Source organism: Alteromonas sp. AWJ4_197, assembly GCF_056160285.1.
The window spans coordinates 175,771-202,615 of sequence record NZ_JBSWWW010000003.1; the positions used below are offsets into that span (position 1 = coordinate 175,771).

The following is a 26,845-nucleotide window of genomic DNA, read 5'->3' on the forward strand; positions in this document are numbered from 1 at the left end:
AAGACATCTTTCTCTATGGGCAACCACACTGCGACGAATAAAAAGAGTAAATGCAGCAGCTTTGTAAAAGGGCTCTACGACAGTTCTTATAAGGAACTGTTTGCCTTCTTCATGCGTCGTTCGAATAACAATCAGCAGGCTCAGGATTTTTCGCAGGAGACTTACCTGCGGCTGATGAATGTAGAAAGAAAAGATCTCATAGAACAACCCAAAGCCTACTTGTTTCGTATTGCCGCAAATCTTGTGCATGAAATGCGTTCAAAGAATGAGCGGATTGCTCAAAATGAAACACCTCTTACTGATGGTCTGGAAAATTTTCCCGGCAATGAAGACCCTCACCTGCAACTTGAGCGGCAGAAAGCTATACAAGAACTGGAGAAAATACTAGTTACACTTCCACCTGTTTATCAGTCAGTATTACTGCTGAGGAAGCGCGATGGCCTTAATCATGCGGAAATTGCAGAAAAACTGGGAATTTCTATTCACACCGTCAGAAAATACTTAACCCGTGCTATGACAGAATGTCGCAAAGCGCAAATTGCGAGTGATGCATCATGAATATGGTTAAACAATCTAATTCTCTGATCATTGAACAAGCTAGCTACTGGGCGGTATTGCTGGACGATGGAGAACTGAGCGAAAAAGATCGCCGTGAACTGACGCACTGGTTGCTGATGGGACCTGCTCACGTGGAGGAATTTATCCACGCATGCGTGTTGCTGGATCTGATGTCAGATGTTGATCAGGGTAAAAAGTTATCCGTCGACAAATTACTCGCTCAGGTAGAATCAGCAGCGGGCAGTAAGGTGACTCCTATCACTCAACATCAGAACCTGACCAGTAATAATTCGGATCACGAAACGTCCGGACGCCCCCGGAAAACCCGCTGGCTTCCGGTTGCTGCCTGTCTGCTGGCTGGTGCTATTTTCGCTTATCAGATGCTGCCGGTTGAAAGCGCCGGCGAAACGCCTGTCGCGCAAAATCAGCCTGTACAATACAAAACATCACTGGGCGAGCAAAGAAGCATCACGCTGGAAGATGGCTCGATTATCTACCTGAACACGCTGACTGCTGTAGATATTAACTATACGCAGAAATACAGAAACATCGTCCTGCATCAGGGAGAAGCAATTTTCAAAGTTGCACATAATCCTCAAAAGCCCTTCAGGGTCTGGGTTAACGACACAATGTTTCAGGCGCTGGGCACCGAATTTAACGTCCGCAGTGAACCCGGAAGTGTTGCATTGACAGTGCTTACCGGAGAAGTCGCACTGGCAAGAGAAGCGAAAAAAGAACAACTGATTCCGTTTCGCTCCACCGGCATCAAGCTGACTGACTTTACTGCACCGGACTTAACTAAAGACAGGCCTCTGCTGGTGACTGTGGGACAAAAAGCTGTGCTTCAGGACAATGGTAATATTCATACAGAAGCATCGGTGGATGTAGCCAGAGAGACGTCCTGGAAATCCAGAGAAATGATTTTCCGGAACGACCGTTTAGATAACGTAGTTCGCGAATTTAATCGCTATAATGCATTGCAGGTCACCATCGCCTCTGCGGACTTATCAGGTATGTCTGTAACCGGTGTATTTGAAACCAATGACCCGATGTCTCTGCTGAATTTTTTAGAAAGTTCAGGCAAAGCAAGAATCGAAAAAACAGATATAAACAAAGTTACGGTGTATGACCGTTAACGGTTGGTGTAAACAGCACCTCATCAAGTTCCCCGCTCTTTGGTTAGCACACTTAATAACGTGCTGTTTACCCGTTATCAGTACAACATATTCACCAGTACGGCGATAACATAGGCCAGGATACCGTATCCGACGTACAGGCCCCATGCGAGCTTATTACTGCCGGTTTCACCTTTCAGCATGGCAACGGTTGCCACACATTGCAGCGCCACAACGTAGAACAGCACCAGGCCAAGGCCGGCGCCGGTTGTCAGTCCGTCAGCCTGAATACGTTCGGCCAGACCATTCACATTGTCTTCAGCGTCATCCATACCGAACAATGTACCCAGCGCACCGACGAATACTTCACGGGCGAGAAACGACATCAGTATTGCCACGCCGTAACGCCAGTCCAGACCCATCGGCTCGAATACAGGCTGGATAACATGGCCGATTTGCCCGAGCCAGCTGTTTTCAAGAGTAGAACCCATTGGGAAATAACCCAGGATCCAGATCCCCACCGACACCACGAAAATAATCGGTGCAGCGCGGCGGACAAACTGCAACCCGCTGTCGATAACACGGAAGGTTAATGGCTTCCAGTGTGGTAAACGGTAAGTGGGTAATTCAAGAATGAACGGCATGTCTGACTCTTCCAGATCTCCCGGTAAGAAGCGCGACAGAAACTGGCTGACAATCAGGGCCGTAATAATACCGAAGAAATACAGGCCGAAGAAGGCAGCCCCCTGAAGACCAAAAATGCCCAGGAAAGTACCGTCTTCCGGCACCAGTACCGCAACCAGCAAGGCATAAACCGGCAAACGGGCTGAACAGGACATCAGCGGGATGGTCAGCATGGTGATAAGGCGCTTGTGCGGCGACTCGATAGTACGGGCCGCCATGATGGCAGGAATGGCGCAGGCATGACCCGAAAGATAAGGAATAAAACTTCTGCCTGATAAACCCACTGCGCTCAACGGGCGGTGACACATCAGCGCCGCGCGGGCAAGATAACCGCTGTCTTCCAGCAAGCCGATAATGAAGGTCAGTACCATAATTTGCGGTACGAACACCAGGAAAGAGCCTAAGCCGCCGAATATGGCGTCGTTAAAAAAGTCGGTAACAATACCTTCTGGCGTAATGGCACTGACACCTTCAGCAACGCTGCCGATCAGCGTTTCCACGCCGTCCATCAGGGGGGCTGCGAGGGTAAAAATACTCTGGAAGAGTACGAACATGACGCCGAGGAATACCAGAGAGCCGGTCCAGCTGTTTAACAGGAAGCGGTCGAAGCTGTTCTGATTTTTCAGCACAACATCCAGTTGCAGGCCGTACTTTGAAGCCAGTGCCTGACTCTGGTTTACCGCGGACTCCCCTTCTGCCAGGGATGTCGTCGGGACATGACCTGACGGCGCTCTGGCAACAGACAGCATGGTCTGCTTAAATTCGTGTAACCCGTCCAGGGTTCTTGCCGACAGTGCCATTACCGGACTACCCAATTCTTTACTCAGCGTCTCTGTGTCGATATCTTCGCCGATCCTGCGGACTTCGTCGATGAAGTTGAGGGCAAAGAGTACAGCTTTATTGTTGGCTTTTGCCAGTTTCTGCACCTGCAGCCCCAGCACTAAACTGCGCTCTAAACGGGTGGCATCAAGTACACAAACCACAAGAGAGGTATCGTCACGTTCTACCGATGCGGTGATTTCTTTAATTGCGATTTCTTCATCACGGCTCAGGCCACGAAGCGTATAAGTGCCGGGCAAGTCCACCACTTCAAAATCCTGACATTGACCCCGTTTAACTTCCACGGTAACACCGGGATAATTAGCGACTTTTTGTCGCAGACCGGTTAATTGATTGAATAAAAGACTCTTACCGGAATTGGGCTTTCCGACCATTAAAATGCGTTGCATGAAAAAGAGGTATCCTGTTACTGGCGACAGCGGAAAAGTGAGCGTTAGTTACGCACTTCAACTTCGATTTGTGCGGCGAGATTTTCTTCGATAGCAAACACACTGCCACCCAGTTGCATCACGATTGGCCCACCCAGCGGGCCTTTTCTGACACACTGAATATCTCTGCCAACTTGAATGCCCATTTCAGAAAGCCGCTCTTTCACATTCTCAGCCAGGTCTGAATTAACCGAGCTGATTAACGCCTGCTGTTTGGTAGTAAGTTCCCACAACGTCATAGGATGTCTCTGTAGTAAGTGCTGTTTGCCTATTCTTTACCGAACAGCAAAATCCGGTGCTCCGGACCTGAAAATCTGTTGGAAGAGTACAAGAAAGTGGAGATATGAACCAGATACTTTCTGCGTTGCAACGTTGAAAGCCCCAACTCTGTCGTTAAGACAAAGCTTGTTTTCTTTTCTAATCCATGATTATAGTAAAAACAGAACTTGTCGGAGTGCTTCGTCTTTCACATGAAAGCAAGCTGAGACCGCATTGCGGGATCCGTAGAACCTGATCAGGCTAATACCTGCGAAGGGAACAAGCAGCAACACCGTTCCACCATCACAACAGACGACCGTCTGTTTGCCGGTGTTGCCCCTTGTGTACTCACTCCTGACAAGCATTTATCACCCGAAAAGGAACAAATGCTATGTCAACACGACGCGAGAAACGCCAGCAGGCACAAACATTTATACAATCACTGAAAGGTGAAGCTTTTCCTAATTCTTTCCGCCAGTACGAGGAAGGATCTGTCCCGTCCATTCGTGTGCCCATGCGGATGATTGCCCAGTCTCCTACCCGCATCAGCGAACAGGAAGAAGAAATCAATCCGGATATTCCCGTATACGACGCCTCCGGTGTATTTGGCGACCCGGCCTGTGAAGTCGATGTGACCAGAGGCATTCCGCATTGCCGCGCTGAGTGGATTAACGCACGAAGCGATACGCAAGCCATTGCCGCATCTGAATCATCCTATACGCAGGCGCGGGATGCAGACATCACCTCAGAATCTATTCGTTTTCAGGCGAAAAATACCATCCGTAAAGCCGCTGCCGGCAAGGTAGTAACGCAATTGCACTATGCCCGCCTGGGCATAGTGACGCCGGAGATGGAATACATCGCGATCCGCGAAAATATGGGTCGCGCTGCGATCAAAAATGAACTGTTGAACCAGCAGCACAAAGGAGAAGCCTTCGGCGCAAACATACCACCGGAAATCACCGGCGAGTTCGTGCGCCGTGAAGTCGCAGAAGGCCGGGCGATTATTCCGGCCAACATCAACCACCCTGAAGCTGAGCCGATGATTATCGGACGAAACTTCCTGGTCAAAGTGAATGCCAACATCGGTAATTCCGCGGTGACCTCGTCCATTGAAGAGGAAGTGGAAAAGCTGGTCTGGGCCACACGCTGGGGCGCAGACACCATCATGGACTTATCCACCGGCCGCAATATTCACGAAACCCGTGAATGGCTGCTGCGTAACAGCCCGGTGCCCATTGGCACAGTGCCCATTTATCAGGCGCTGGAAAAGGTCAATGGCGTCGCTGAAGATCTCGACTGGCCGGTTTTTCGTGACACCCTGATTGAACAGGCAGAGCAAGGGGTGGATTATTTTACTATCCATGCCGGCGTGCGCTTACCCTTTGTACCGTTAACCGCTAAGCGCGTTACGGGTATCGTGTCCCGTGGTGGTGCCATTATGGCGAAATGGTGTTTGTATCATCATCAGGAAAGTTTTCTGTATGAACATTTCCGCGAAATCTGTGAAATCTGCGCTCAATATGACGTAAGCCTGTCACTGGGTGACGGTCTGCGCCCCGGTTCCGTTGCAGACGCCAACGATGAAGCACAATTTGCCGAGCTGCGCACCTTAGGCGAACTCACAGCTATCGCGTGGGAATATGACGTTCAGGTGATGATAGAAGGTCCGGGCCACGTGCCTATGCACCTGATCAAAGAGAACATGGATGAGCAGTTATCTCATTGTCATGGCGCACCGTTTTACACCCTTGGTCCGCTGACAACGGATATCGCCCCGGGGTATGACCATTTCACGTCCGGGATCGGCGCAGCACTGATTGGCTGGTATGGCTGTGCCATGCTTTGCTACGTCACCCCCAAAGAGCATCTTGGCCTGCCGGATAAAGAAGATGTGAAGCAGGGCCTGATTACTTACAAAATTGCCGCCCACGCAGCAGACCTGGCAAAAGGTCACCCCGGCGCACAAATACGCGACAATGCCATGTCGAAAGCCCGCTTTGAGTTTCGCTGGGAAGACCAGTTTAATCTGGCACTGGATCCGTTTACCGCCCGCGCCTATCACGACGAAACCCTGCCGCAAGCTTCAAGCAAGGTGGCGCACTTCTGCTCCATGTGCGGTCCGAAATTCTGCTCCATGAAGATTTCTCAGGAAGTCCGTGACCATGCACAGGCGGAAGAAGCGAAGCAACAGGGCATGGCCGATATGGCGAAGAAGTTTTCTGCCTCCGGCCGCGCTCTCTACGTTGATGCTGCCGTTGCTGAGGGCGAATAATGTTACCCCGTGTTTTAACCATTGGCGGCACCGACAGCTCCGGCGCCGCCGGTTTACAGCAGGACCAGCGTGCGCTGCAATGTTTTGCTGTCCACCAGCTCAATGTGGTGTCGCTGGTCAGCGCGCAAACTCATGACAGCGTGCTGCACGTTTCTCCGGTATCGCCGGCGTCATTTTCGGCACAACTGCAAGTCGCTTTTCAGCCGCAGATCCCTGCGGTGATAAAGGTGGGTGCGCTGGCGAATGATGAACAGATCCGTGTGCTTATTAAGAAACTGTCTGAATATCCGCAAATTCCCGTAATTTGGGACCCTGTATTACAGACATCATCAAAGAGTAAGCTCGGTGAATTATCGTTTGATGCTATCGCCGGACTATTGCCCTACGTCACGCTCATCACGCCGAACTATGGTGAACTGGCCTGGCTGACAGGCTTTACGTTACGGCAAGCCAAAGATGAGCTGGCAGCAGCCCATCAGCTTATCGCTTCCGGCTGCGATCAGGTACTGGTAAAAGGCGGTCACAGACCAGAGTCATCGCTCCGGCCCGACTCCGGGAACGCGGCGGAAATCTGTGATGTGCTGTACAGCAAAGAAAACGTCCGGCGTTTTGTGCACAAAGCACGGCAGCCTTTTGATTTAAGGGGTTCCGGTTGCCTGCTTGCATCGGCTATCGCCGGTGCATTGGCTGAGCAATACTTTACCGAAGATGCGGTTTCGCTGGCCGCAGCTGTGGTTGCCGCAGCCTGGCAACAGGCTGAGCTTGTTCTGACTGAAACGGCTGTCCTTCATCGCCCACCGTCTGAACGTGGGATGCTCGTTGAACAACAGGCCCCGTCGCTTCCCGCCTCACTGCTTCCCTACTTCCCGGCAGTTTTTGAAGGCTTGATACCGGCAAAGAATAACTATTCTTTCCCTAACTTGCTGGATTCTGCGCCCGGGCTTTACCCGGTGGTCGACAGCCTTGAATGGCTGCAGCGCCTTCTCCCTTTAAATCTTAAGATTATCCAGTTGCGGATAAAATCCGCCGGTACAGCGCTGAGTGAAACCATCCGCGAAGCAGTAACTATGGCTGCCGGTTACAACACCCAGCTTTTCATCAACGACCACTGGCAACTGGCTATTGAACACGGGGCATATGGTGTGCATCTCGGGCAGGAAGATCTCGCCACTGCCGATTTGAGTGCCATTGCCCGTGCCGGGTTGCGGCTGGGCATTTCGACTCACGGATATGCAGAGCTGTGCCGCGCCATTCAAATCCGGCCTTCTTACATAGCGCTGGGTCATATTTTTCCTACCAGAACGAAAGATATGCCCTCTGCACCACAAGGGCCGGCGCGGTTGGCTGACTACGTGTCACTTTGCAAATATCACGGCATTCCTACTGTGGCCATCGGCGGTATTAAGTTGAGTAATATCGACACCGTGGCTGCCACAGGCACAGATGCCATTGCCGTCGTAACGGCTATTACAGAAAGCGATAACCCGGAAGACGCCGTCAACGCATTGCGCGGGAGGTGCCGCCGTGCTGACCACTGAACTGTATTCCCGCTACAGCCGTCATTTACTGCTGGATAATTTTGATGAGGAAGCCCAGCTGCAACTCATGCAATCAAAAGTCATGCTGTTCGGCTGCGGAGGACTGGGTTGTCAGGTAGCCATGGCACTGGTGTCTGCCGGTGTGGGCGAAATTGTGCTGATCGACCATGACATGGTGGAAATCAGTAATTTACCCCGCCAGTGGCTGTTTACCGAAGCCGATGCGGGACAAAAGAAAGTCTATGCTGCACGGTCGCGACTGACAGCCATGCATGGCAGGTGTCAGATAAGATGTATCTACGACCCTGCCGATCCCGTCAGACTTGCCACTCACCTGCCGTACTGTTCGTTACTGCTGGATTGCACAGACAGCGTGTCCAGCAGAAAATTTGTCAATAGACTGTCCCTTGAACATAAGCTGCCGCTCATTTCCGCCAGTGCCGCAGGCTTTTCCGCCACGGCGCTGGCGCAGAATCCGGTATCCGGTTCGGCCTGTTATGAATGCATGGAACAGATTAGTGAGCACCCACAAACGTGCATAGAGCAGGGAATATTTAGTCCTGTAGTTGCCATTGCCGGTCAGTTCCAGGCCAGCCTTGCACTCAGTTACCTGTGCGGCATTCAGCCTGTGGATTTCGGACAACTTCACGTCTACGACGGCCGCGCCCTCACCCTGCGGCATTTCAGAATCAATAAAAATCCGGCGTGTCCGGCATGCTCAAATCATATCGGGGGAAAACCATGAACATATTGTGTAACGGTGACAAGCTTACTCTGCCAGAAGGCAGCCTGCTCGCCGATGCGATCAGTGACTATCTGCAGCAAACCCCGTCAGTGGCTGTAGCGGTAAACCAGACAATCATTCCGGCCAGCCAGTGGCAACATCATAAGCTGCAACCTGACGATGCCGTAGAACTCTTTACTCTGGTAGCGGGAGGTTAATGATGCTGACAATTGCCGGCACTACTTTTACATCCAGATTATTCACCGGTACAGGGAAATTCAGTCACCCTGACATCATGAAAGATGCCCTGGTCGCCAGCCAGACCCGGCTTGTTACGCTGGCACTTAAACGGCTTTCAAAAGGCGACGTGCCCGACCCTACCCTCAGCGTTCTACGTTCGCTGCCGGTTACATTACTGCCGAACACTTCCGGTGCGGCGACAGCGGAAGAAGCGGTTTATGCGGCCCGTCTGGCCAGAGAGCTGTTAGGTACCAGCTGGCTGAAACTGGAAATTCATCCCGATCAGCGTTTTTTGCTGCCAGACCCGGTGGAAACACTCAAAGCCGCTGAAGTGTTGTGTAAAGAAGGCTTTAACGTGCTGCCTTATTGTCATGCGGATCCTATTTTGTGCAAGCGCTTAGAAGAAGCCGGATGCGCAGCAGTGATGCCACTTGGCGCACCTATCGGTTCCAATAAAGGCCTGCAAACCCGCGAGTTCCTGCATATCATCATTGAACAGGCCGGAATCCCGGTGGTGGTTGATGCAGGGATCGGCGCTCCCTCTCATGCCTGCGAAGCCATGGAAATGGGCGCTGATGCAGTACTGGTAAATACCGCCATTTCTGCCTCTACCCAACCGGTTGCCATGGCCAGTGCGTTTGCAAAAGCCGTGGATGCCGGCCGCGAGGCCTGGCTGGCCGGTGCCGCACCGGTTAACTCCCGAGCTTCTGCCACCAGCCCGTTCACACAGTTTCTGGCAGGGTTATCATGACAGTGGCAGAAGAGCTGTCCCGCACAGACTGGGACGATGTGAGGCTTGCGCTTTACAGCAAAAGCGCGGCAGATGTGATGTCAGCACTACAACGCCCCGTCCGGCACTGGCAGGATTTTCTTGCGCTGATATCCCCTGCCGCAGAAGCATTTCTGCCGGATATGGCTGTTAAGGCACAGGCCCTCACGCGCCAGCGTTTCGGGCATACCGTGTCTTTGTTCGTGCCCTTGTATCTGTCAAACCTGTGCGCCAACGAATGCACCTATTGCGGCTTTACTATGAGCAATAAAATTAAACGCACGAAACTGACCATGGCTGAAATATCAGAGGAAGTTTATGCCATCAAGAAAATGGGCTTTGATTCTGTTTTGCTGGTTACCGGCGAGCACGAAACGAAAGCGGGTATGGATTACTTTCTTCAAGCAGTGGAGTTAGTAAAGGCTCACTTCAGCCATGTTGCCATGGAGGTGCAACCGCTTTCTACAGATGAATACCGTGCCCTTGCTGCAGCCGGAACTGACAGTGTGCTGGTTTATCAGGAAACTTATCATCGCACCCATTATGCGGAGTATCACCTGCGGGGCAAAAAGCAGGATTTCGACTGGCGGTTAGCAACACCGGACAGGCTTGGCGAAGCTGGTATGAACAAAGTCGGTCTCGGCGCATTACTCGGGTTATCCGAATGGCGGACAGACAGCGCATTTACCGCGTTACATCTAACTCTGTTACAACAGCGCTACTGGAAAAGCCGCTACTCTGTTGCGTTCCCCCGCATCAAGCCCTGCGCCGGTGACCAGGCAACGCAGAAAAGTCAGGTATCAGATAAACAGCTCATACAACTGATTTGTGCTTACCGGCTGTGTTTTCCGGAAGTGGAACTAAGCCTTTCCACAAGGGAATCCCCGGCATTTCGCGACAACGTAGTACCACTGGCCATTAATCAATTGTCTGCCGCATCGCAAACTCAACCTGGTGGATACAGCGCTCCCACAACAGCACTGGAGCAATTCTCAACCGAAGACACCCGCTCAGCCAGTGCAGTGGCAAACAGCCTCACCGCCCGAGGACTCGACCCCGTATGGACAGACTGGCTGAATGCATTCGGCCGTTAAGCAGCCCGGGCAAAAGGGAAGCTTTGAATGCGTTTCAAACCCTCAGCCGCAGGGATGCGGCTGTGGAGCTCCCATGGATGGGTTCACAGCGTGTTTGAAACGCATCAAGGTTTCCCAGCTCATGCGTCCGGCTTGCTTCCCGGATCAACCTACCCCGCTGTTACAGGGCTGGCTAATGCTTTGAGTTTGGTTTTCAGTAGTTCTGTAAAACCGCTTTCGTCGTCAGGGCTGTCAGGGTGAGAAGGCCATACTGCCATGAACTGATATTCCATGGTTGTTGCAGGTTTGAACTGAATCAAATAGTCATATTCCGCTTCAAACTTGCGGGAGATATCGTCCACTTTGTAGAACAGTGCCATGCCCAGCTCGTCATCTGCGCCCAGCAAGCTTTGCTTACCGTAGGTGGCAATGACGCCCCAGCCATTCATTTCCAGTTCGATGTATTGGGTGTTGTCATGCTTAACAATCCCAGTTACCAGGTCATCTGCTGTCCCGCTTAACGACACAGTTACCGTGGTTGACGGGTCACCGGCGTGAATTTCGTAATCTGCACTGGCATCGAGCTTCTTACCATTCACATCCCAGCCATTGTAATTAACAGTGAACCCGGCAGACAGCCTGTCGTCATGGCCCAGTGCCCAGGACATCTCGTCCACGTTCTGCATATGCATTACCGTGTCGCCTTCTATACGGCCAAAAGAGCCAAGACCCAGCGCTTTACCCACTTTCAGCACATCGCCGCCCCAGTCAGACAAATCATGATAGCTGTCGTAGCCATCCTGCCCAACCTGATGCAGCACGGGTTCGTTACCGGTTTTCACGAAGATATCCGTGCCGTTACGCCAGTCCAGATATAAGCGGTACCCCACCAGGTCATTTTCCCAGCCCGGTCCTTCATAACGTAAATAGTATGAATGATCAGTCAGTTGCGGAGGCGCAGTAAAAGAATCCACATTCTCAAAGCTGAAACCGTCTGCTTTGTACTCTTTACCATCCCATTCACCGCCCTGACGAACCGACAATTCAGTGTAAGCAACATCCGGTGCATCCGGGGCTGAATCTGACAGAGCAATTGTGGCTTTTTCACCGGCATCCAATGTGACTAAAACGTTAAGAACATCATTTCCCTGCTGATCTTTTGTCCACTCAGAAGGAAAGTTTGTCACTTTTTTTGTCACTGCATTGTCGTCATCAAAAGCGCTTGCCGGAAAACGCAGAAGTTGCGGAAGCGCTGCGCCGCTGGCCGGATTACTCACGCTGACCTTACTCACAACAGATTCTGCAGATGATTGTTTTTCCTGACTTTCCTGACTAGAAGACGGGTTTTTATCAGGGCTGCATGCGGCAGCGGATAACGCCAGAATGATACTCAGTGGCAGGGTTGATTTCTTCATATTGCGCTCCGTGATTTCGTCGTTTAGAGGTCGTTATTCGGGGAAATACTTTGCACTAATATATTGACAATTGCCACCGGTGGCAATTATTTTAAATGTTGTTAACATTGTAAACTGTGTGTGGTGTTTCATCGCTTATCCGGAAAATGCGTTTCCGGTTCATTTACAACACCCGCAAAATTCATCGTTTTTACGCAAAAAGGAAATGTCATGCCTAACTTCAGTTTGACGGGAAAACGTGCGCTGGTCACCGGTGCCAGCCGCGGTATCGGACAAGCCATGGCCGTCGCTCTGGCCGAATCCGGCGCCAGTGTTATTTGCGCCAGTTCCCGTGAAGGCGGATGTGAAGAAACCCTCGCCAAAATCCGCGCCGTCAGCAACGTGGAAGTTACCTCCCTGCATGCCGATCTGTCAGACATGGCAGCGGTTCAGAAGCTGGCTGATGACGCACAGGCTGTTTGGGGAGGTATCGATATTCTGGTGAATAACGGCGGTACAATTTTCCGCAGCCCGGCCGTGGATTTCCCACTGGAGGAATGGCAGAACGTGTTGCGCGTAAATACAGACTCAGCGTTTCTGCTCAGCCAGAAAATCGGCTGCAACATGATTGAGCAGGGTTACGGCAAAATCATTAATACCGCCTCTATGCTCAGTTACAGCGGCGGCATCACAGTGCCTGCCTACACTGCCAGCAAGCACGCTATAGCCGGCTTAACCAAAGCACTGGCTAATGAATGGGGCAAGCACAACGTTCAGGTGAACGCTATTGCGCCCGGCTATATCCGTACCGACAACACGCAGGCTCTGCAGGACGATGCAGGCCGCAGCAAGGAAATTATTTCAAGGATCCCGGCCGGACGCTGGGGCGAAACGGAAGACTTAAAAGGCGCACTGGTGTTTCTGGCCAGTGATGCAAGCAATTACGTGAACGGCCATGTGTTAGCCGTCGACGGCGGCTTCCTTGCCCGCTGATCCTCACAAACCCTACAAGAGACAGGCACCATGACTACTGAACACGAAATCCGTTACGCCGTAGGACAACGGGAAGTTAAGTCTTACGACACCAATGAACTGCGTGAAGCCTTTCTGGCTGACAAACTCATGCAGCACGGCAAAATCTACTGGGTCTACAGCCACTATGAGCGTTTCATGGTGGGCAGCGCAGTACCAACTTCTGCGCCACTGAAACTGGAGACGCTGGATGACCAGCTGAAAATGAGTTACTTCACCGCCCGTCGTGAAGTGGGTGTTATTAACATCGGCGGCACCGGGACAGTCACTGTAGGCGACACTGTCTACACGCTGGAAAAAGAAGAAGCTCTGTATATCGGTAAAGATAACGAATCCGTTGTGTTTGCTTCAGACGATGCGGCTAATCCGGCGAAGTTTTACCTGAATTCAGCACCGGCGCACCATGTTTACCCATGCAAAAAAGTGGGTAAAGGCGACGCCAATGTGCTGCATCTTGGCAGTCAGGAAACCAGTAACGAACGTGATATTAATCAGTTGCTTATCAACACCGTGGTTGATACCTGTCAATTACAAATGGGGTTAACCCGTCTGGCACCGGGCAGTGTGTGGAATACCATGCCGGCCCACCAGCACGACCGTCGTAACGAAGTGTACTTCTACTTCGACTTAGCCGACGGACAGGCAGTCTGCCACTTTATGGGTGAGCCACAGGAAACCCGTCATATTTTTGTTTCCAATGAGCAGGCCGTGCTGTCACCGCCCTGGTCAATTCACTGCGGTGTGGGTACTGCGAACTATGCGTTCATCTGGGGCATGGCCGGGGAAAACCTCGACTATGACGATATGGACAAGTTCCCGCCAGACCAGCTCAGATAAGTATTGAGGTAAGTATGTTGCGCCTTAAAGTTGTACCGGTACTGCTGCTTGTATTCATCACAAGCCTGATTGCCGGCTGTGGCAGTAAGCAGGACAGTGACGTGGTGGTACTCAGATTGGGGCATTCTCTGGATCCCCAGCATTCTGTGCACAAAGCCATGGTCTTTTTAGGTGAACGCCTGGACGAATATTCCGGCGGCACCATGCAGGTAGCGATTTATCCCGGCAGCCAGTTAGGCACCGAACGGGAAATGATTGAGCTGCTGCAAATCGGTTCGCTGGACATGACCAAAGTGTCTGCCAGTCCGCTGGAAGGCTTTGCGCCGGAAATGCAGATTTTTAGTATTCCCTATGTGTTCCGTGACAATGAGCACTACTGGAACGTGCTTAACAGTAACGTGGGCAAAGATTTGCTCTCTGGTGTGGAAGCGTTCAAGCTGAAGGGCCTGGGTTACTACGACGCCGGCAGCCGCAGCTTCTATACTACTGACCGCCCTATCCGCACGCCGGAAGATCTAAAAGGATTAAAGATCCGTGTACTGAACAGCCCTACAGCGGTGAAAACCGTACGTGCGCTGGGCGGAGCAGCCACACCGGTCTCCTGGGGCGAACTGTACACAGCTTTGCAGCAGGGTGTTGTTGACGGTGCGGAAAACAATCCGCCCAGCTATTACCTGTCCCGCCACTACGAAATCGCCCGTTACTATTCGCTGGATGAGCACACCTCTGTACCTGACGTCATGCTGATGTCGCTGCGTACCTGGAACAATCTTACACCTCAGCAGCAGGGCTGGCTCAATCAGGCCATGGCCGACTCCGTGGTGTATCAGCGTAAATTGTGGCAGGCGTCTACAGAAGAGTCTCTGGAAAAAGTGATTGCTGATGGTGTGGAAGTGATTTATCCCGACAAGCAACCCTTTGTGGATGCAGTAAAACCTTTCCACGACAGCTATGCCGGCTCTGAAGTGGGTAATCTGCTAGATAAAATTAAGGCGATGTAATCATGCGACAGTTAGTAAAGTTAATTGATAAGAGTCTTGCAGCGTCGCTGATTGCTGCCATGGCCGCTATCCTTCTGGTGGTGGTGTGGCAGGTTATTTCCCGCTACCTGCTGAAAGATCCCGCTTCGGTAACTGAAGAGTTATCCCGCTTCCTGCTTATCTGGATTGGCATTTTAGGTTCTGCTTACGCATACCGTCAGAAAGTCCATCTGGGCTTTAATCTCATCGTAAACCGTCAGTCAGAAACTGTGCGCAGACTTATTATGACCTTCGTTGAAGTGCTGGTTGTTACCTTTTGTGTGCTGGTACTCATTGTCGGCGGTAACGCACTGGTCAGCCTGACCCTGGATCTTAATCAGATTTCTGCAGCACTTGGCGTAAAAATGGGCTGGATTTACACCGTTCTTCCGATTTCCGGCGTCATTATGGTGTTCTACAGCATCATCAATATTTATAACCTCTGGATAGACGAGTCACAGGAGCCGCTGTAATGGAAATGACTGCAATAATCCTCATCGTTGGCTTCTTTTTCTTTTTACTGATTAATGTGCCTGTTTCTATCAGCATTGGTCTCGCAACCATGGTAGCCATGCTGATAAATATCGAGTTTGAACCGGCAGTGACTACGATGGCTCAGCGTATGGCCGGCGGACTGGACAGCTTTGCGCTGCTTGCAATACCTTTTTTCGTAATGTCAGGTCTGATCATGGGGCGCGGTGGTATTGCCAAGCGATTGATTGAATGTGCCATGGCACTTATCGGTGCGCTGCCGGGTGGTCTCGCCCTAGTGAACGTGGTGTCCTGCATGCTGTTTGGTGCCATCTCGGGCTCTGCGGTAGCGGCCTGTTCAGCTATCGGCAGTTTCATGCTGCCGGAAATGAAGAAAAAAGGCTATGACCCTAATTTTTCAGCGGCGGTTACCGCGGCGGCGGCAACGACCGGCATGCTTATCCCGCCAAGTAATATCCTGATTGTTTATGCTATTGCCAGTGGCGGTGTATCTATTGCAGCACTGTTCATGGCGGGCTACATTCCGGGCATCATGGTGGGTCTGGCACTCATGGTGGTGTGCTACATCTGGGCAAAAATAAAAGGCTACCCGCTGTCAGACCGCTTACCCATGAAAGTGGTCGCCGAAAAACTACTGGCCGCTATTCCCAGTCTGTTTCTTATCGTGCTGGTGATCGGCGGTATCGTCGGCGGCGTATTTACCGCAACAGAAGCCGGCGCCATTGCTGTGGTGTATTCACTCATTCTGTCTGTGGGTGTTTACGGCGAGGTAAAAACCAGAGAACTGCCCGGCATTCTGCTTAAGTCTGCAGAGACCACCGCTATCGTTATGTTGCTGATTGCAGCGTCTACAGCGATGTCATGGTTACTGTCGTTTGAGAATATTCCGCAAACGCTCAGCGCCGCATTACTGGAACTCAGTGACAACCCTATTGTCATCTTACTGCTTATCAACCTGTTGTTGATTGTGGTGGGTGCATTTTTGGATATGACACCGGCCGTTCTTATTTTTACGCCAATCTTTCTGCCGGTTGCCATGCAGCTGGGTATGTCCCCGTTGCAGTTCGGCATTATGATTGTGCTTAATTTGTCTATTGGTTTGTGTTCACCGCCGGTAGGTGCAGTACTGTTTATCACCTGTGCCATCGCAAAAACCAAACTGGAAAATATAATCCGGCCATTGTTGCCACTTTATGCCGCGATGTTTGTGGTGCTGATGTTAGTCACCTATGTGGCGTGGTTCTCAGAAGCACTGCCCGCAGCACTGGGGTTCTGATATGCGCATTAACAAGCCCTGCCACTGGTAGGGCTTGTACGTATTAAGATTGTGAATCCGCAGTGTAAAAGGCTAAACTTACCCGACCTGACCGTTCCGCAGGATACCCTAAAGGGGGAACAGCAGGTGTCAGAGGTGCAAAGAGCAACAATGATTAAATAAAACGAGCAGCGTTAACGCTAATAATAATAAGTGAAAAACATGGATAAACGTCCGACTATCAATGATGTAGCCCGCCTTTCAGGGGTGTCTAAACGTACGGTTTCCCGCGTGATCAACGGCGCCACCAATGTGGGTGCGGCCACCCGGGAAAAAATCCAGAAAGTCATTGATGAGTTAGGCTTTTCTCCGGATAAGCAGGCCCGTGGCCTCGCTGCCTCCCGCTCATTTCTGCTCGGTATGATTTACGATAACCCGGATGCCCTGTATATCGACCAGGTGCAACGGGGCGTTCTGAACGTCTGTTCAGAAAAAGGCTATGAACTGGTTGTTCATCCCTGCCACTACAACTCACCGGATTTCATCGACAACTGTATAAAGTTCGTCAAACGCTCGAATATCGACGGCGTGGTGATCCTGCCGCCGGTGTCTGAAGCCAAAGAACTGGCTGCCGCCCTGCGCGATCAGGCTATCAATTATGTACGTATGGCGTCAGTGGATTTAGACGACCACGCGAACATTGTGGTGTCTGACGACCGTGCTGCCATCAGCGATCTCGCCCGCTATCTGGTGTCTCTGGGACACCGCGACATTGCCATCATCAGTGGTCCGCAGGCTTACTACTCTTCCATTGAACGTCTTGAAGGTTTCCTCGATACCCTGCGCGAGCTGGGCATCGATTTACCCGATAACCGCGTTATCGAAGGTAAAAACAGTTATGAAAGCGGTATCGAATGTGCCCGCAGTCTGCTTATTCAGTCATCCCGCCCTGCAGTCATTTTTGCCAACAACGACGAAATGGCCGCCGGCGTACTGAAAGTCGCTCATGAAATGGGTATTCGCGTGCCGGAAGAACTTTCTATTGCCGGATTCGATGATAACTTGCTGGCTGCCAGAGTGATCCCGTCACTGACCACAGTGAAGCGCCCGGTAACGGCCATGGCATCACTGGCTGCGAAGAAAATTATTGCGATGATCGAAAACAAACCGACGGACGACATGGAAAGTTATCTGGTGAAACCTCACCTGATCATTCGTGAGTCCACCCGCAAAGCAGAAAAGTAAAAGAATTTCACTGATGAAGATTGATCCGCTGTTTATTCTGACCTACAATGCCACCGGTGGCATTCATGTTAAGAAACTGTTCCCATTGTCTTAACAGAATTAACGGTGCCTTTCGCCAGCAGGAGTGTAAGTATGCAAGACCAAACCCAATTGATTCAGGTTCATCCGCAGGACAATGTTGCCGTAGCAACAATGGACTTAGAGGCGGGTATCCAAAACAATGATCTTGGGCTTACCCTGGCTGATGCTATCCCCGCGGGACATAAGGTTGCCCTGAAGGCCATGAAGGCCGGTGAAAACATTGTTAAATATGGCTTTCCCATTGGTCATTTAACAGAAGATGTTGCCGCCGGTGCCCATATTCACAGCCACAACCTGAAAACCAATCTCAGCGGTCAGGAAGCATACACGTGGAAAGACCTGAAGAAAAGTGCTACCGGGAGCAATGCCACAGATGGCACGTTCATGGGCTATCGCAGAGAAAATGGCAAGGTTGGGATCCGCAACGAAATATGGATTATCAATACCGTTGGCTGCGTAAACCGCACTGCAGAGCGCATTGCTTCAGAGTGTGAGCGCCGTTTTGCCAACGAATGTGACGGATTCCGCGCTTTCACCCACCCCTTTGGTTGCTCGCAGTTGGGCGACGATTTAACAGATACCCGCGCAATTCTGGCTGCACTGGCTTCCCACCCTAATGCCGGTGCTGTTTTAATCGTTGGTCTTGGCTGCGAGAACAACCAGCTTTCAGCCATGCTGGAGCTGGTAGATAAACCTGAAGACCGCCTGCGTTATTACAACTCACAGCAAGTAGGCGACGAAATTGAAGAAGGGATCCGCCTGGTTTACGAAATGCTGAAACCGGTGGGTGCTGACAAACGGGAACTGATCCCCGCCTCGGAACTGGTTCTGGGCGTAAAATGCGGCGGCAGTGATGCGTTCAGCGGTATTACCGCTAACCCGCTGGTTGGCCGCATGACAGACATTTTAACCGGCATCGGCGGTACTGTACTGCAAACAGAAACCCCTGAGATGTTCGGTGCAGAACAGTTGCTGATGGACCGCGCCGTGTCTGAGCCCGTGTTCAACGACATTGTTTCACTGGTCAACGAATTCAAACAATACTTCCTCGACCATAACCAGCCTGTATACGAAAACCCGTCCCCGGGTAACAAAGCCGGCGGTTTAACGACACTGGAAGAAAAATCCCTCGGTGCGGTGCAGAAAGGCGGTCAGGCGGCTGTCGGCGGCGTACTGAAATACGGTGAACCTGTTCACCAGAAAGGTTTGTCACTGCTGCAGGCGCCGGGTAACGACGCTGTCAGCTCAACGGCCCTGGCCGCCAGTGGCGCTCATATTGTTTTATTCACCACCGGGCGCGGTACACCGCTCGGGTTCCCTGTACCCACAATAAAAATATCGTCAAATTCCAGAATAGCAGAACAAAAACCACACTGGATTGACTTCAATGCGGGACAAGTGCTGCAAGGCGTCAGTATTGACGACTGCGCAGCACAGTTGTACCAACTTTGTCTCACTACAGCGTCAGGACAACTGACCTGTAATGAGAAGAATGGCAGTCATGAAATTGCTATTTGGAAACGAGGCGTAACCCTTTAAAAAAGAGAATGTTATGAAACCGATTTTACTTCATGAAGACAGGCTTTTTCCGGTTGATGAAAAGACCCGCGGCATCGCCCGTGAGTTGTATCAGTCTGTCAGGGACCTGCCTATTATCAGCCCTCATGGACATACTGATCCGCGCTGGTTTGCCTACGACGAAAACTTCGGTAACGCTACCGAACTGTTTATTCTGCCTGATCACTACGTTTTTCGTATGTTGTATTCTCAGGGTATCACCCTTGAGCAGTTAGGCATCCGCCGCTGGGATGGCGGTGAGTCTGAAGCAGACCCGCGTAAAATCTGGCAGCTGTTCGCTGACCACTACTACCTGTTTCCCGGTACACCGTCGCGCATGTGGCTCGACACTGTATTTAAAAACGTGTTCGGCCTTACCGACATGCTGTGTTCAGACAACGCCATGGACTACTACGAGTTCATCACCAAAGAGCTGGCGAAACCTGAATACAAGCCCCGTGCACTGATGGACCGCTTTAACATTGAGTTAATTGCCACCACTGAAGGCGCACTGGATCCGCTGGCTCATCACGGCGCGATTAAAGGCACCGGCTGGGACAAGCGCGTTATCACCACCTTCCGTCCTGACGACGTGGTAGATGCTTCCCGCGAAGATTTCGTAGATAACATCGCTAAACTGGGTGATATCACCGGTGAAGACACCACCAGCTGGCAGGGCTATCTGGCCGCATTGCGTCAGCGCCGTCAGGTATTCCGTGAACACGGTGCTACCGCTACAGACCACGGCCACCCGACTGCCGCCACCGCAGACTTATCTGCCGCTGAATGCGAAAGCCTGTTTGCGAAAGTGCTGTCAGGGGATTCCTCAGCAGCAGAGCAGGAACTGTTCCGTGCACAGATGCTTACCGAACTGGCCGGCATGAGTGTGGAAGATGGTATGGTCATGCAAATCCACCCGGGATCATTCCGTAACCATAACGAAAGCCTGTTTAAGAAATTCGGCCGCGATAAAGGCCACGATATTCCTATGCAGACTGACTACGTTAACGCACTGAAGCCATTGCTGAACAAGTACGGTAACGAAGCGAATCTGAATATCATCCTGTTTACCCTGGATGAAACCGTGTATGCCCGTGAACTTGCACCACTGGCCGGTCACTATCCGTGTCTGAAGCTGGGTCCGGCGTGGTGGTTCCACGACAGCCCGGAAGGCATGCTGCGTTTCCGTCACAACGTTACTGAAACTGCCGGTTTCTATAACACTGTTGGCTTTAATGACGATACCCGCGCGTTCCTGTCTATTCCGGCCCGTCACGACGTGGCCCGTCGTATCGACTGCCGTTTCCTGGCGCAATTGGTGGTTGAACACCGCGTTGCCGACTGGGAAGCCGCCGAACTGGCGCAGCAGCTGTCTTATAATCTGGCAAAAAACGCTTACAAACTGGGGTAACCGCATGGCACGTCTGAATTTCTCTACGCTGGCGGACTTGCCGTCAGAGGTAAAACAGCCTCAATACGATGTGAATGCCACCACCAGCGGCATTGTGCATATTGGCCCGGGCGCATTTCACCGCGCCCACCAGGCGGTGTATACCGATCTGGCAATGGCCCACGGCGGAAACTGGCGTATTGACGGCGTGTCTATGCGCAGTAAAAGCCTGAAAGAAAAATTGTCCGGCCAGGATAATCTGTATTCACTGGTTGTACTGGATAACGAGCCATATACCCAGATCATCGGCGCAATGAATAACGTGTACGTGTTAGGTGAAGACCGTGATGCCATTATGGCGTCGCTGACCGCGCCCACCACACACATCGTTACGCTGACCATTACTGAGAAAGGCTATTGCCTGGACAATCAGGGCAAACTTGATGCCGCCCACCCGGACATCCTGCACGATAAAGATTTTCCGGAAGAGCCGGTATCGGCTATCGGATTACTGGTTGCTGCCCTTAAAGTACGCAAGGATAGCGGTGCCAGCGAAATCACCATCGTCAGTTGCGACAACCTGTCTGATAACGGCAGCAAACTGGGCGCGGCCGTTGTGGTATTCGCACAATTACTCGACAGCGAACTGGCAGCGTGGATCAGCAAGAACATTTGTTTCCCTAACACCATGGTAGACAGCATTACGCCGGCTACCGACGAGGCGCTGGTGAGCCAGACGGCTGCTGCACTGGGTGTGAACGACGAATGGCCGATTCAACGCGAAGCCTTTACCCAGTGGGTTGTGGAAGATAAATTCAGCGGTCCCCGCCCTGCCTGGGACAAAGTAGGCGTGACCTTCACCGACGATGTGCATCTGTTTGAAAAAGCCAAACTGCGTGTGCTTAACGGCACCCACTCCACGCTGGCCTACACCGGCACATTATGTGGTATCGACACGGTATTTGAAGCCATCAGCAGGCCTGATATGGAAGCCTTCATCCGCCGCCTGCTGAAAGAAGAAATTCTGCCAACCATTGATGCCGGTGACAAAATGGATTTATCAGCCTACGCCGGTGACATTCTGAATCGCTATCACAACAAACATATCCGTCATTTACTGGCGCAGATTGCCTGGGACGGCTCACAAAAGCTGCCTTTCCGCATTCTGAATACCGTACGTGACCGCATTAAAGCCAAAGCCAGCTTTAATCTGCTGAGCGTGCCTGTTGCTGCGTGGATTCTGTTTATCGCTAAGCGTCAGGCGGCGGGTGAAACCATTACCGACCCGATGGCTGAGCGTTTATTGTCGCTGGCTGAAAAACACAGCGGCGATACGAAAGCACTGACGGATGCAGTACTGAATGAACGTGATGTTTTTGCTGAATTGTCTGACAACCAGGCATTCCGCGACACTGTGCACGGTCAGGTTGAAAAACTCAGCAACATTACACCTGAAACAATGGCTGCATGCCTGGGAGAGCTATAATGAAAGGCATTAAACACATTGTGAAAGGCGCTCCGATTTTACCAATTTTGCAGGCAGATTCGGTAGAACAAGCCCTGAATATTGCAAAAGCAGTGGAAGCCAGCGGACTTAAAAACCTGGAAGTGGTGCGCCGTACAGACGCAGCGGCGGCTTCTATGACTGCTATCCGTGAAGCATTTCCGGATATGGTTGTAGGCATGGGTACTGTGCTCAGTCCTGAGCACGCAAAAGAAGCGGTAGATGCCGGCAGCCAGTTTCTGGTGACGCCCACCGTCAGCCCCCGTTTACTGGACGGACTAATGAGTTCAGGCGTGCCGTTTATTCCAGGCACCAGTAATCCTGCAGACATTCTGATGGCCAGCGAATACGGCCTTACTGAACTCAAATTCTTCCCGGCCCACTTAAGCGGCGGCGCACCAATGTTAAAAGCACTGGGCGGCATCTTTCAGAATATTTCGTTCTGCCCCACCGGCGGTATTTCCGGCAGTAACCTGAACGACTATCTGAGCCTGAAAAATGTATTTGCCGTAGGCGGGTCGTGGATGATCCCGTCTGACATGGTAAAAGCAGAAAACTGGCAAGGCATCACAGACACCTGCAAGCAGGCGCTGGAGGCATTTGAAGGGTTACGACCATGAGCCGCATTGTCATTTTCGGCGAGTGCATGGTTGAGCTGGTTAACCGTGGTGCCGACACGCTGTCTAAAGGCTACGCCGGCGACACCTACAACACCGCTGTGTACCTGAAGCGCTGCGCCCGTGATATTTCAGTAAGCTACTTAACCGCTATCGGCGCGGATTTCTTAAGTGACGAGTTGCTGTTTAAAATGGGCGACGAGGAAATCAATACCGACCAGGTATACCGCAGCGAAGACCGTAATCTCGGCCTGTACATGGTGCGCACGGATAAGCACGGCGAACGTACTTTCGCCTACTGGCGGGCAAACTCAGCGGCTACCCAAACACTGAACCTCATGCGCGGGGATTTAAGCAACGCGGATGTGTTTTATTTCAGCGGCATTTCGCTAGCCATTCTGGATGAAGTACAGCGCCTGAAGCTGTTCGATTTAATTGATGGTTTTCGTGCGAAAGGCGGCAAGGTGGTCTTTGACCCTAATTATCGCCCCCGCCTCTGGCCAAGCCCTGAACATGCTCAGTTATGGACAGATAAAGCCTATTCTCATTCAGATATCGCTTTTCCGGGCGGTGATGATCATCTGGCGTTATATGGCCACACTGACGTGGATGCTATCCACCAGCATGTTGCTGACCTCGGCGTTAAAGAGATCATCGTGAAGAACGGCGCTGTTGGCGTGCACATCTACGAACAGGACAGCCATTGCATCGTACCGGTAGAGCGTGTAGAGAGCGTTGTCGATACCACCGCAGCCGGTGATGCGTTTAATGGCGGCTACCTGTCAGCACGTCTGTCTGGTAAAGATGTGACCGACTCCGCCAGCTTCGGCGCAAAAGTCGCCGCCACAGTCATCAGCTACCCCGGCGCGATTGTGGAAAAAGACGCGTTTCATAAGCATATAGCAGCGCTCTCCTGATTGGAGGGCGTTAGTTTTCAGCACAAGAAGCTATAGCTCCGCAGTAATCCCTACCAGAAATGTCCGTCCACTCGTTGTGGTATTGTAGGCCCGGTCGTTCGAATCACTATACAGTTCTTCTCTTACGTTAGTCAGATTTAACCCTTCAATGGTCATTTTCAATGACCCGGACAACTGAATACTGGCTGAGGCATCAATGTAAGTAGTCGCATGGTAGCCGGATTCATCCTGATCGGTGTTTCCGGGCTGAACGGATAAAATATAGGGGCTGCGGTAAGCTGCAGAAACACGGGCAGACCAGTGTTGCTGATCGTAATAAAGGGTGAAGTTGTAGCTACGCCTTGATAAACCGGCAAAGGTTTTAACCTGATTCCCGCCAGTTCCCTGCACGTTCCTGTACAGTGTTTTGCCTTCAGCGTAGGTAAAGTTTGCGTTAACGCCCAGACTATCAAGGGGAGATGGCAGAAAGGTCAAATCGCGGGAATATGCTAATTCGAAACCCTTAAACGTAGTGGTATCGGTATTTTGAGGCGTACTGACATAAAAGATATCATCTTCGCTGTCTCCTTCCTGCAACAAACTCGCCGGCAGACCGAGCGCCCGGTATGGCATAGCTTTAACTTCCTCAACCACGAAGTTGTCTATTTTTTTGAAAAAGCCGGAAATCGCCAGTATGCCCCCTTCATCAAAATACCACTCAATGCCCGTTTCAGCATTCACTGACTTCAGTGGCTTCAAATAAGGATTGCCAATAAAAATCCGGCCAATATCACCCTCATTTCTGGATGCCTGAGAGACTTCGGCAGTAATCGCTACATCGTGGATGGAAGGACGCGTGATGTTTTCATCCACACTGGCGCGCCAAAGCCAGCCGTCGCTTAATTCCAGAACGGCGTTCATACTGAAAAGTATATCGTCGTAAGTTTTCGAAACGGTCGCGGGCTCGCCTTTTTGCAGGCCTGAGGTAGAAAAGCGGGTAGAAAAATACCGGACTCCGCTTTGCGTGTAGAACGGTTTTCCAAGCCAGCTTCCGGTACTGTCGTACATGCCATATAACGCGTAAGTATCTTCTTTCACATCAAAGTTAGTACTTTCAACAATGTCGTCGTCCGTCAGCTTGATATCTGCCAAACCATAGTAAGATTGAATAGCCGCCAAATCTCCCTGTACCCAGGCTTTGTCCGGGTGTCGGTTAAACAGCGAAAACTGTGCGGCAGATATCTGCTCATCACCTTGTGCAGGGTATACGCTGCGGGCGCGGTCAACGCCGGTATTTTTAAATGATTTAACCTGAATACCCGCCGACAGCGCATCGCCACTTTCCAGCAAATAACGCAACGATGCTTTTGCGTTATGAAATGACGAGCGCATGGCATTTTCCTGAAAATAGAGATCTTTTACCGTTAAACCGCTTAGCGATGCCGTATCCATGTTGGTAGAATAGCTCTCGCCGTAAAAGCGGTCTTCGCGAAAATCTGTAATAATATCAACACCCGTTTTGCGAATATTTACTTTGTTTACTTTAGGTTGCGAGTAATCACTGGCACTGGTACCCACAAGAAAATCGACACGAAGTGCCGGTGATACCTGCCATTCACTGTCCAGGCTCAGCTGATAGAATGTCGATGTGTTTTCATCTTCGCGGGTTTCTATCCGCCATGTTGCGTCGGTGTATTTGGCGAATAATACTTCCTTGTCAGTCCGGTTCTGCTCCCATACCACAACACTCACGTCGTCGTTGTCCTTCACCGCAATATGATGTTCATCGAGGGAATTGTGTAACCGGCTGGCCATGCCATTCAACGTCAGTTGCCAGTTATCATCCGGCGCGTATTGCAAGGATGTCGTCACACCAATTCTGCGTTGATTATTATTCCAGAGCGAATAACGGTGTCCTCTGGGGAACCAGAATTCCCCCTGCTCCAGTGCTTGCTGTAATTCACTGTCCGTCTCTCCGCTATAGCTTTTTTTCTCCTGCCGCCATCGCGTTGTATTGGTGCCAAATTCAGTGGTATGCCGCTGGCTGTAAGCAACGGAAATAAGTCCACCAAATGTGTCATTCCGGCGGCTGAATAAGCCAAGAATGCCGGGGTCAGATTCCTTGCTGTTTCCGTTGTAGCTTTGCTTATAAGCAACAGTATTGATGCTGTCTGCAAAATCGAATGGTTTCGGCGTATGCAGCATCACCGTGCCGCCGATACCGCCTTCGTCCTGCTCAACCGAGTAAGACTTACTCACATCGATACGGTTGAAAAGCTCTGATGCAAAAAGTGTAAAATCAAAGGCACGGGTCCGACTTACGCTTCCCCGGGCATCCATGGCAGAAGACGTCATAGCCATCGCTTCCATGCCATTCACCTTTACGCGGGTAAAGTCAGGTCCCAATCCTCGTAAGGATATTTGCCGCCCCTCTCCACCTTCACGGGTAATAGTGATTCCGGGAATACGCTGCAAAGAATCGGCGAGGTTCAAATCAGGAAAATCAGCGATATCTTCAGACAAAATCGTTTCCTGCGTCACCATCGCAAGACGCTTAATCTCTCTGGCACGGATCAACGACTGGCGAAATCCGGTAACTTCAATTTCTACAGTAGGATGAGTGCGGGTTACGGCGTTATTTTCTGTGGGCGTGGCGCCGGAGCTGCCAGTATTATCGCTGAGCGGAGAATCGCACTGGCGGATAATCCGGCCATTTTGCACTGGCTCCAGACAAAGGGAAAATGGTCGAAGCAAGGCAGAGATCTCTTGCGTACTCAATGTATGTCGCAACGGCGGCGTAGCCGTTAACCCTTTCAGTAACGCAGGATCAAATGCGACAGTTTCCCCGGCGTCACGGCTGAACTCAGTAACAATCTGAGCCAACGTGACCGGAGGGATGTTCCCGGCGGGCAGGGATTCACCAGCAGCCACACAGCCCTGCGAAAAACTGAAGATAAAGCAACCGGAGACAAAACACCCTGAAACCCATGACACCGTGGTTCCAAACGTTTTAAAACTCCGGTT

At 51.4% G+C, this 26,845-nt stretch carries 23 protein-coding genes and 1 riboswitch; of the genes, 19 read left to right on the top strand and 4 right to left on the bottom strand.

Annotated features, from left to right (window positions below):
• Positions 1-15: 15 nt before the first annotated feature.
• Complete coding sequence (locus tag ACXAGC_RS07385) at positions 16-558, top strand: RNA polymerase sigma factor (RefSeq protein WP_119499754.1); 543 nt, start codon at positions 16-18, stop codon at positions 556-558.
• Complete coding sequence (locus ACXAGC_RS07390; RefSeq protein ID WP_474843712.1) at positions 555-1,694, top strand: FecR family protein; 1,140 nt, start codon at positions 555-557, stop codon at positions 1,692-1,694. The genes ACXAGC_RS07385 and ACXAGC_RS07390 overlap by 4 nt, the downstream gene beginning before the upstream one ends.
• A gap of 77 nt (positions 1,695-1,771) precedes the next feature.
• Here the strand turns inward: ACXAGC_RS07390 and feoB are convergent, their stop codons facing one another.
• Entirely contained in the window at positions 1,772-3,586 is a 1,815-nt protein-coding gene (feoB, locus tag ACXAGC_RS07395; RefSeq protein ID WP_474843714.1) for a ferrous iron transporter B, read from the bottom strand.
• Between the two features lie 44 nt (positions 3,587-3,630).
• Positions 3,631-3,864, bottom strand: coding sequence for a FeoA family protein (locus ACXAGC_RS07400; RefSeq protein ID WP_474843716.1), 234 nt, complete (start codon positions 3,862-3,864; stop codon positions 3,631-3,633).
• A gap of 201 nt (positions 3,865-4,065) precedes the next feature.
• Positions 4,066-4,179, top strand: a riboswitch (TPP riboswitch).
• A 95-nt stretch (positions 4,180-4,274) separates the two neighbouring features.
• On the opposite strand from ACXAGC_RS07400, the gene thiC reads away from it, so the two are divergent.
• Genes thiC through thiH form a run of 6 tightly spaced genes read left to right on the top strand, consistent with a single transcriptional unit; the run spans position 4,275 to position 10,523 of the window.
• Entirely contained in the window at positions 4,275-6,158 is a 1,884-nt protein-coding gene (gene thiC / locus ACXAGC_RS07405) for a phosphomethylpyrimidine synthase ThiC (protein ID WP_474843718.1), read from the top strand.
• Positions 6,158-7,696: a thiamine phosphate synthase gene (gene thiE, locus ACXAGC_RS07410; RefSeq protein WP_474843720.1), complete on the top strand. Its 1,539-nt coding sequence runs from the start codon at positions 6,158-6,160 to the stop codon at positions 7,694-7,696. Before thiC ends, thiE begins: the two co-directional genes overlap by 1 nt.
• Positions 7,683-8,441 carry a HesA/MoeB/ThiF family protein gene (locus ACXAGC_RS07415; RefSeq protein ID WP_474843722.1) on the top strand — a complete coding sequence of 253 codons (759 nt, stop codon included), beginning with the start codon at positions 7,683-7,685 and terminating at the stop codon, positions 8,439-8,441. The genes thiE and ACXAGC_RS07415 overlap by 14 nt, the downstream gene beginning before the upstream one ends.
• Complete coding sequence (gene thiS, locus ACXAGC_RS07420) at positions 8,438-8,638, top strand: sulfur carrier protein ThiS (RefSeq protein ID WP_474843724.1); 201 nt, start codon at positions 8,438-8,440, stop codon at positions 8,636-8,638. Before ACXAGC_RS07415 ends, thiS begins: the two co-directional genes overlap by 4 nt.
• A 2-nt stretch (positions 8,639-8,640) precedes the next feature.
• Positions 8,641-9,411, top strand: a complete 771-nt coding sequence (locus ACXAGC_RS07425; RefSeq protein WP_474844148.1) for a thiazole synthase — start codon at positions 8,641-8,643, stop codon at positions 9,409-9,411.
• Complete coding sequence (gene thiH, locus ACXAGC_RS07430; RefSeq protein WP_474843726.1) at positions 9,408-10,523, top strand: 2-iminoacetate synthase ThiH; 1,116 nt, start codon at positions 9,408-9,410, stop codon at positions 10,521-10,523. Before ACXAGC_RS07425 ends, thiH begins: the two co-directional genes overlap by 4 nt.
• Before the next feature lie 149 nt (positions 10,524-10,672).
• Here thiH and ACXAGC_RS07435 read toward each other — a convergent pair whose 3' ends face one another.
• Positions 10,673-11,917, bottom strand: a complete 1,245-nt coding sequence (locus tag ACXAGC_RS07435; RefSeq protein ID WP_474843728.1) for a DUF4861 family protein — start codon at positions 11,915-11,917, stop codon at positions 10,673-10,675.
• A gap of 210 nt (positions 11,918-12,127) precedes the next feature.
• Here ACXAGC_RS07435 and ACXAGC_RS07440 point away from each other — a divergent pair, with 210 nt between their 5' ends.
• The 11 genes from ACXAGC_RS07440 (at position 12,128) to ACXAGC_RS07490 (ending at position 23,842) form a co-directional block, all read left to right on the top strand.
• A complete protein-coding gene (locus ACXAGC_RS07440) occupies positions 12,128-12,889 on the top strand; it encodes an SDR family oxidoreductase (RefSeq protein WP_474843730.1) in 762 nt (253 codons plus the stop codon).
• A 30-nt stretch (positions 12,890-12,919) separates the two neighbouring features.
• Complete coding sequence (kduI, locus tag ACXAGC_RS07445; RefSeq protein ID WP_303573511.1) at positions 12,920-13,765, top strand: 5-dehydro-4-deoxy-D-glucuronate isomerase; 846 nt, start codon at positions 12,920-12,922, stop codon at positions 13,763-13,765.
• A 14-nt stretch (positions 13,766-13,779) separates the two neighbouring features.
• Positions 13,780-14,766 (top strand): TRAP transporter substrate-binding protein, encoded by a 987-nt coding sequence (locus ACXAGC_RS07450; protein WP_119499743.1) that lies wholly within the window; start codon positions 13,780-13,782, stop codon positions 14,764-14,766.
• A 2-nt stretch (positions 14,767-14,768) separates the two neighbouring features.
• Positions 14,769-15,257: a TRAP transporter small permease gene (locus ACXAGC_RS07455; RefSeq protein ID WP_474843733.1), complete on the top strand. Its 489-nt coding sequence runs from the start codon at positions 14,769-14,771 to the stop codon at positions 15,255-15,257.
• Positions 15,257-16,552 carry a TRAP transporter large permease gene (locus ACXAGC_RS07460; protein ID WP_474843735.1) on the top strand — a complete coding sequence of 432 codons (1,296 nt, stop codon included), beginning with the start codon at positions 15,257-15,259 and terminating at the stop codon, positions 16,550-16,552. The genes ACXAGC_RS07455 and ACXAGC_RS07460 overlap by 1 nt, the downstream gene beginning before the upstream one ends.
• A 201-nt stretch (positions 16,553-16,753) precedes the next feature.
• Entirely contained in the window at positions 16,754-17,776 is a 1,023-nt protein-coding gene (locus tag ACXAGC_RS07465; RefSeq protein ID WP_474843737.1) for a LacI family DNA-binding transcriptional regulator, read from the top strand.
• A gap of 132 nt (positions 17,777-17,908) precedes the next feature.
• Entirely contained in the window at positions 17,909-19,396 is a 1,488-nt protein-coding gene (locus ACXAGC_RS07470) for a UxaA family hydrolase (protein ID WP_474843739.1), read from the top strand.
• Between the two features lie 13 nt (positions 19,397-19,409).
• Entirely contained in the window at positions 19,410-20,825 is a 1,416-nt protein-coding gene (gene uxaC / locus ACXAGC_RS07475; RefSeq protein WP_474843741.1) for a glucuronate isomerase, read from the top strand.
• A gap of 4 nt (positions 20,826-20,829) precedes the next feature.
• Positions 20,830-22,290 (top strand): mannitol dehydrogenase family protein, encoded by a 1,461-nt coding sequence (locus ACXAGC_RS07480; RefSeq protein WP_474843743.1) that lies wholly within the window; start codon positions 20,830-20,832, stop codon positions 22,288-22,290.
• Positions 22,290-22,928, top strand: coding sequence for a bifunctional 4-hydroxy-2-oxoglutarate aldolase/2-dehydro-3-deoxy-phosphogluconate aldolase (eda, locus tag ACXAGC_RS07485; protein WP_474843745.1), 639 nt, complete (start codon positions 22,290-22,292; stop codon positions 22,926-22,928). The genes ACXAGC_RS07480 and eda overlap by 1 nt, the downstream gene beginning before the upstream one ends.
• Positions 22,925-23,842, top strand: coding sequence for a sugar kinase (locus ACXAGC_RS07490; protein ID WP_474843747.1), 918 nt, complete (start codon positions 22,925-22,927; stop codon positions 23,840-23,842). The genes eda and ACXAGC_RS07490 overlap by 4 nt, the downstream gene beginning before the upstream one ends.
• 30 nt (positions 23,843-23,872) lie before the next feature.
• Here the strand turns inward: ACXAGC_RS07490 and ACXAGC_RS07495 are convergent, their stop codons facing one another.
• On the bottom strand, positions 23,873-26,815 hold the full coding sequence (locus ACXAGC_RS07495) for a TonB-dependent receptor (RefSeq protein ID WP_474843749.1): 2,943 nt from the start codon (positions 26,813-26,815) through the stop codon (positions 23,873-23,875).
• Between the last annotated feature and the right edge of the window lie 30 nt (positions 26,816-26,845).

Bases quoted from the DNA above. Each gene is read 5' to 3' on its own strand.
- thiH (WP_474843726.1), top strand. From the start codon at position 9,408: ATGACAGTGGCAGAAGAGCTGTCCCGCACAGACTGGGACGATGTGAGG.
- ACXAGC_RS07470 (WP_474843739.1), top strand. From the start codon at position 17,909: ATGCAAGACCAAACCCAATTGATTCAGGTTCATCCGCAGGACAATGTT.
- ACXAGC_RS07425 (WP_474844148.1), top strand. From the start codon at position 8,641: ATGCTGACAATTGCCGGCACTACTTTTACATCCAGATTATTCACCGGT.
- ACXAGC_RS07390 (WP_474843712.1), top strand. From the start codon at position 555: ATGAATATGGTTAAACAATCTAATTCTCTGATCATTGAACAAGCTAGC.
- ACXAGC_RS07480 (WP_474843743.1), top strand. From the start codon at position 20,830: ATGGCACGTCTGAATTTCTCTACGCTGGCGGACTTGCCGTCAGAGGTA.
- thiS (WP_474843724.1), top strand. From the start codon at position 8,438: ATGAACATATTGTGTAACGGTGACAAGCTTACTCTGCCAGAAGGCAGC.
- uxaC (WP_474843741.1), top strand. From the start codon at position 19,410: ATGAAACCGATTTTACTTCATGAAGACAGGCTTTTTCCGGTTGATGAA.
- ACXAGC_RS07460 (WP_474843735.1), top strand. From the start codon at position 15,257: ATGGAAATGACTGCAATAATCCTCATCGTTGGCTTCTTTTTCTTTTTA.
- ACXAGC_RS07450 (WP_119499743.1), top strand. From the start codon at position 13,780: ATGTTGCGCCTTAAAGTTGTACCGGTACTGCTGCTTGTATTCATCACA.
- kduI (WP_303573511.1), top strand. From the start codon at position 12,920: ATGACTACTGAACACGAAATCCGTTACGCCGTAGGACAACGGGAAGTT.
- ACXAGC_RS07440 (WP_474843730.1), top strand. From the start codon at position 12,128: ATGCCTAACTTCAGTTTGACGGGAAAACGTGCGCTGGTCACCGGTGCC.
- thiE (WP_474843720.1), top strand. From the start codon at position 6,158: ATGTTACCCCGTGTTTTAACCATTGGCGGCACCGACAGCTCCGGCGCC.
- ACXAGC_RS07465 (WP_474843737.1), top strand. From the start codon at position 16,754: ATGGATAAACGTCCGACTATCAATGATGTAGCCCGCCTTTCAGGGGTG.
- thiC (WP_474843718.1), top strand. From the start codon at position 4,275: ATGTCAACACGACGCGAGAAACGCCAGCAGGCACAAACATTTATACAA.
- feoB (WP_474843714.1), bottom strand. From the start codon at position 3,586: ATGCAACGCATTTTAATGGTCGGAAAGCCCAATTCCGGTAAGAGTCTT.
- ACXAGC_RS07455 (WP_474843733.1), top strand. From the start codon at position 14,769: ATGCGACAGTTAGTAAAGTTAATTGATAAGAGTCTTGCAGCGTCGCTG.
- ACXAGC_RS07490 (WP_474843747.1), top strand. From the start codon at position 22,925: ATGAGCCGCATTGTCATTTTCGGCGAGTGCATGGTTGAGCTGGTTAAC.
- ACXAGC_RS07385 (WP_119499754.1), top strand. From the start codon at position 16: ATGGGCAACCACACTGCGACGAATAAAAAGAGTAAATGCAGCAGCTTT.
- ACXAGC_RS07400 (WP_474843716.1), bottom strand. From the start codon at position 3,864: ATGACGTTGTGGGAACTTACTACCAAACAGCAGGCGTTAATCAGCTCG.
- ACXAGC_RS07435 (WP_474843728.1), bottom strand. From the start codon at position 11,917: ATGAAGAAATCAACCCTGCCACTGAGTATCATTCTGGCGTTATCCGCT.
- eda (WP_474843745.1), top strand. From the start codon at position 22,290: ATGAAAGGCATTAAACACATTGTGAAAGGCGCTCCGATTTTACCAATT.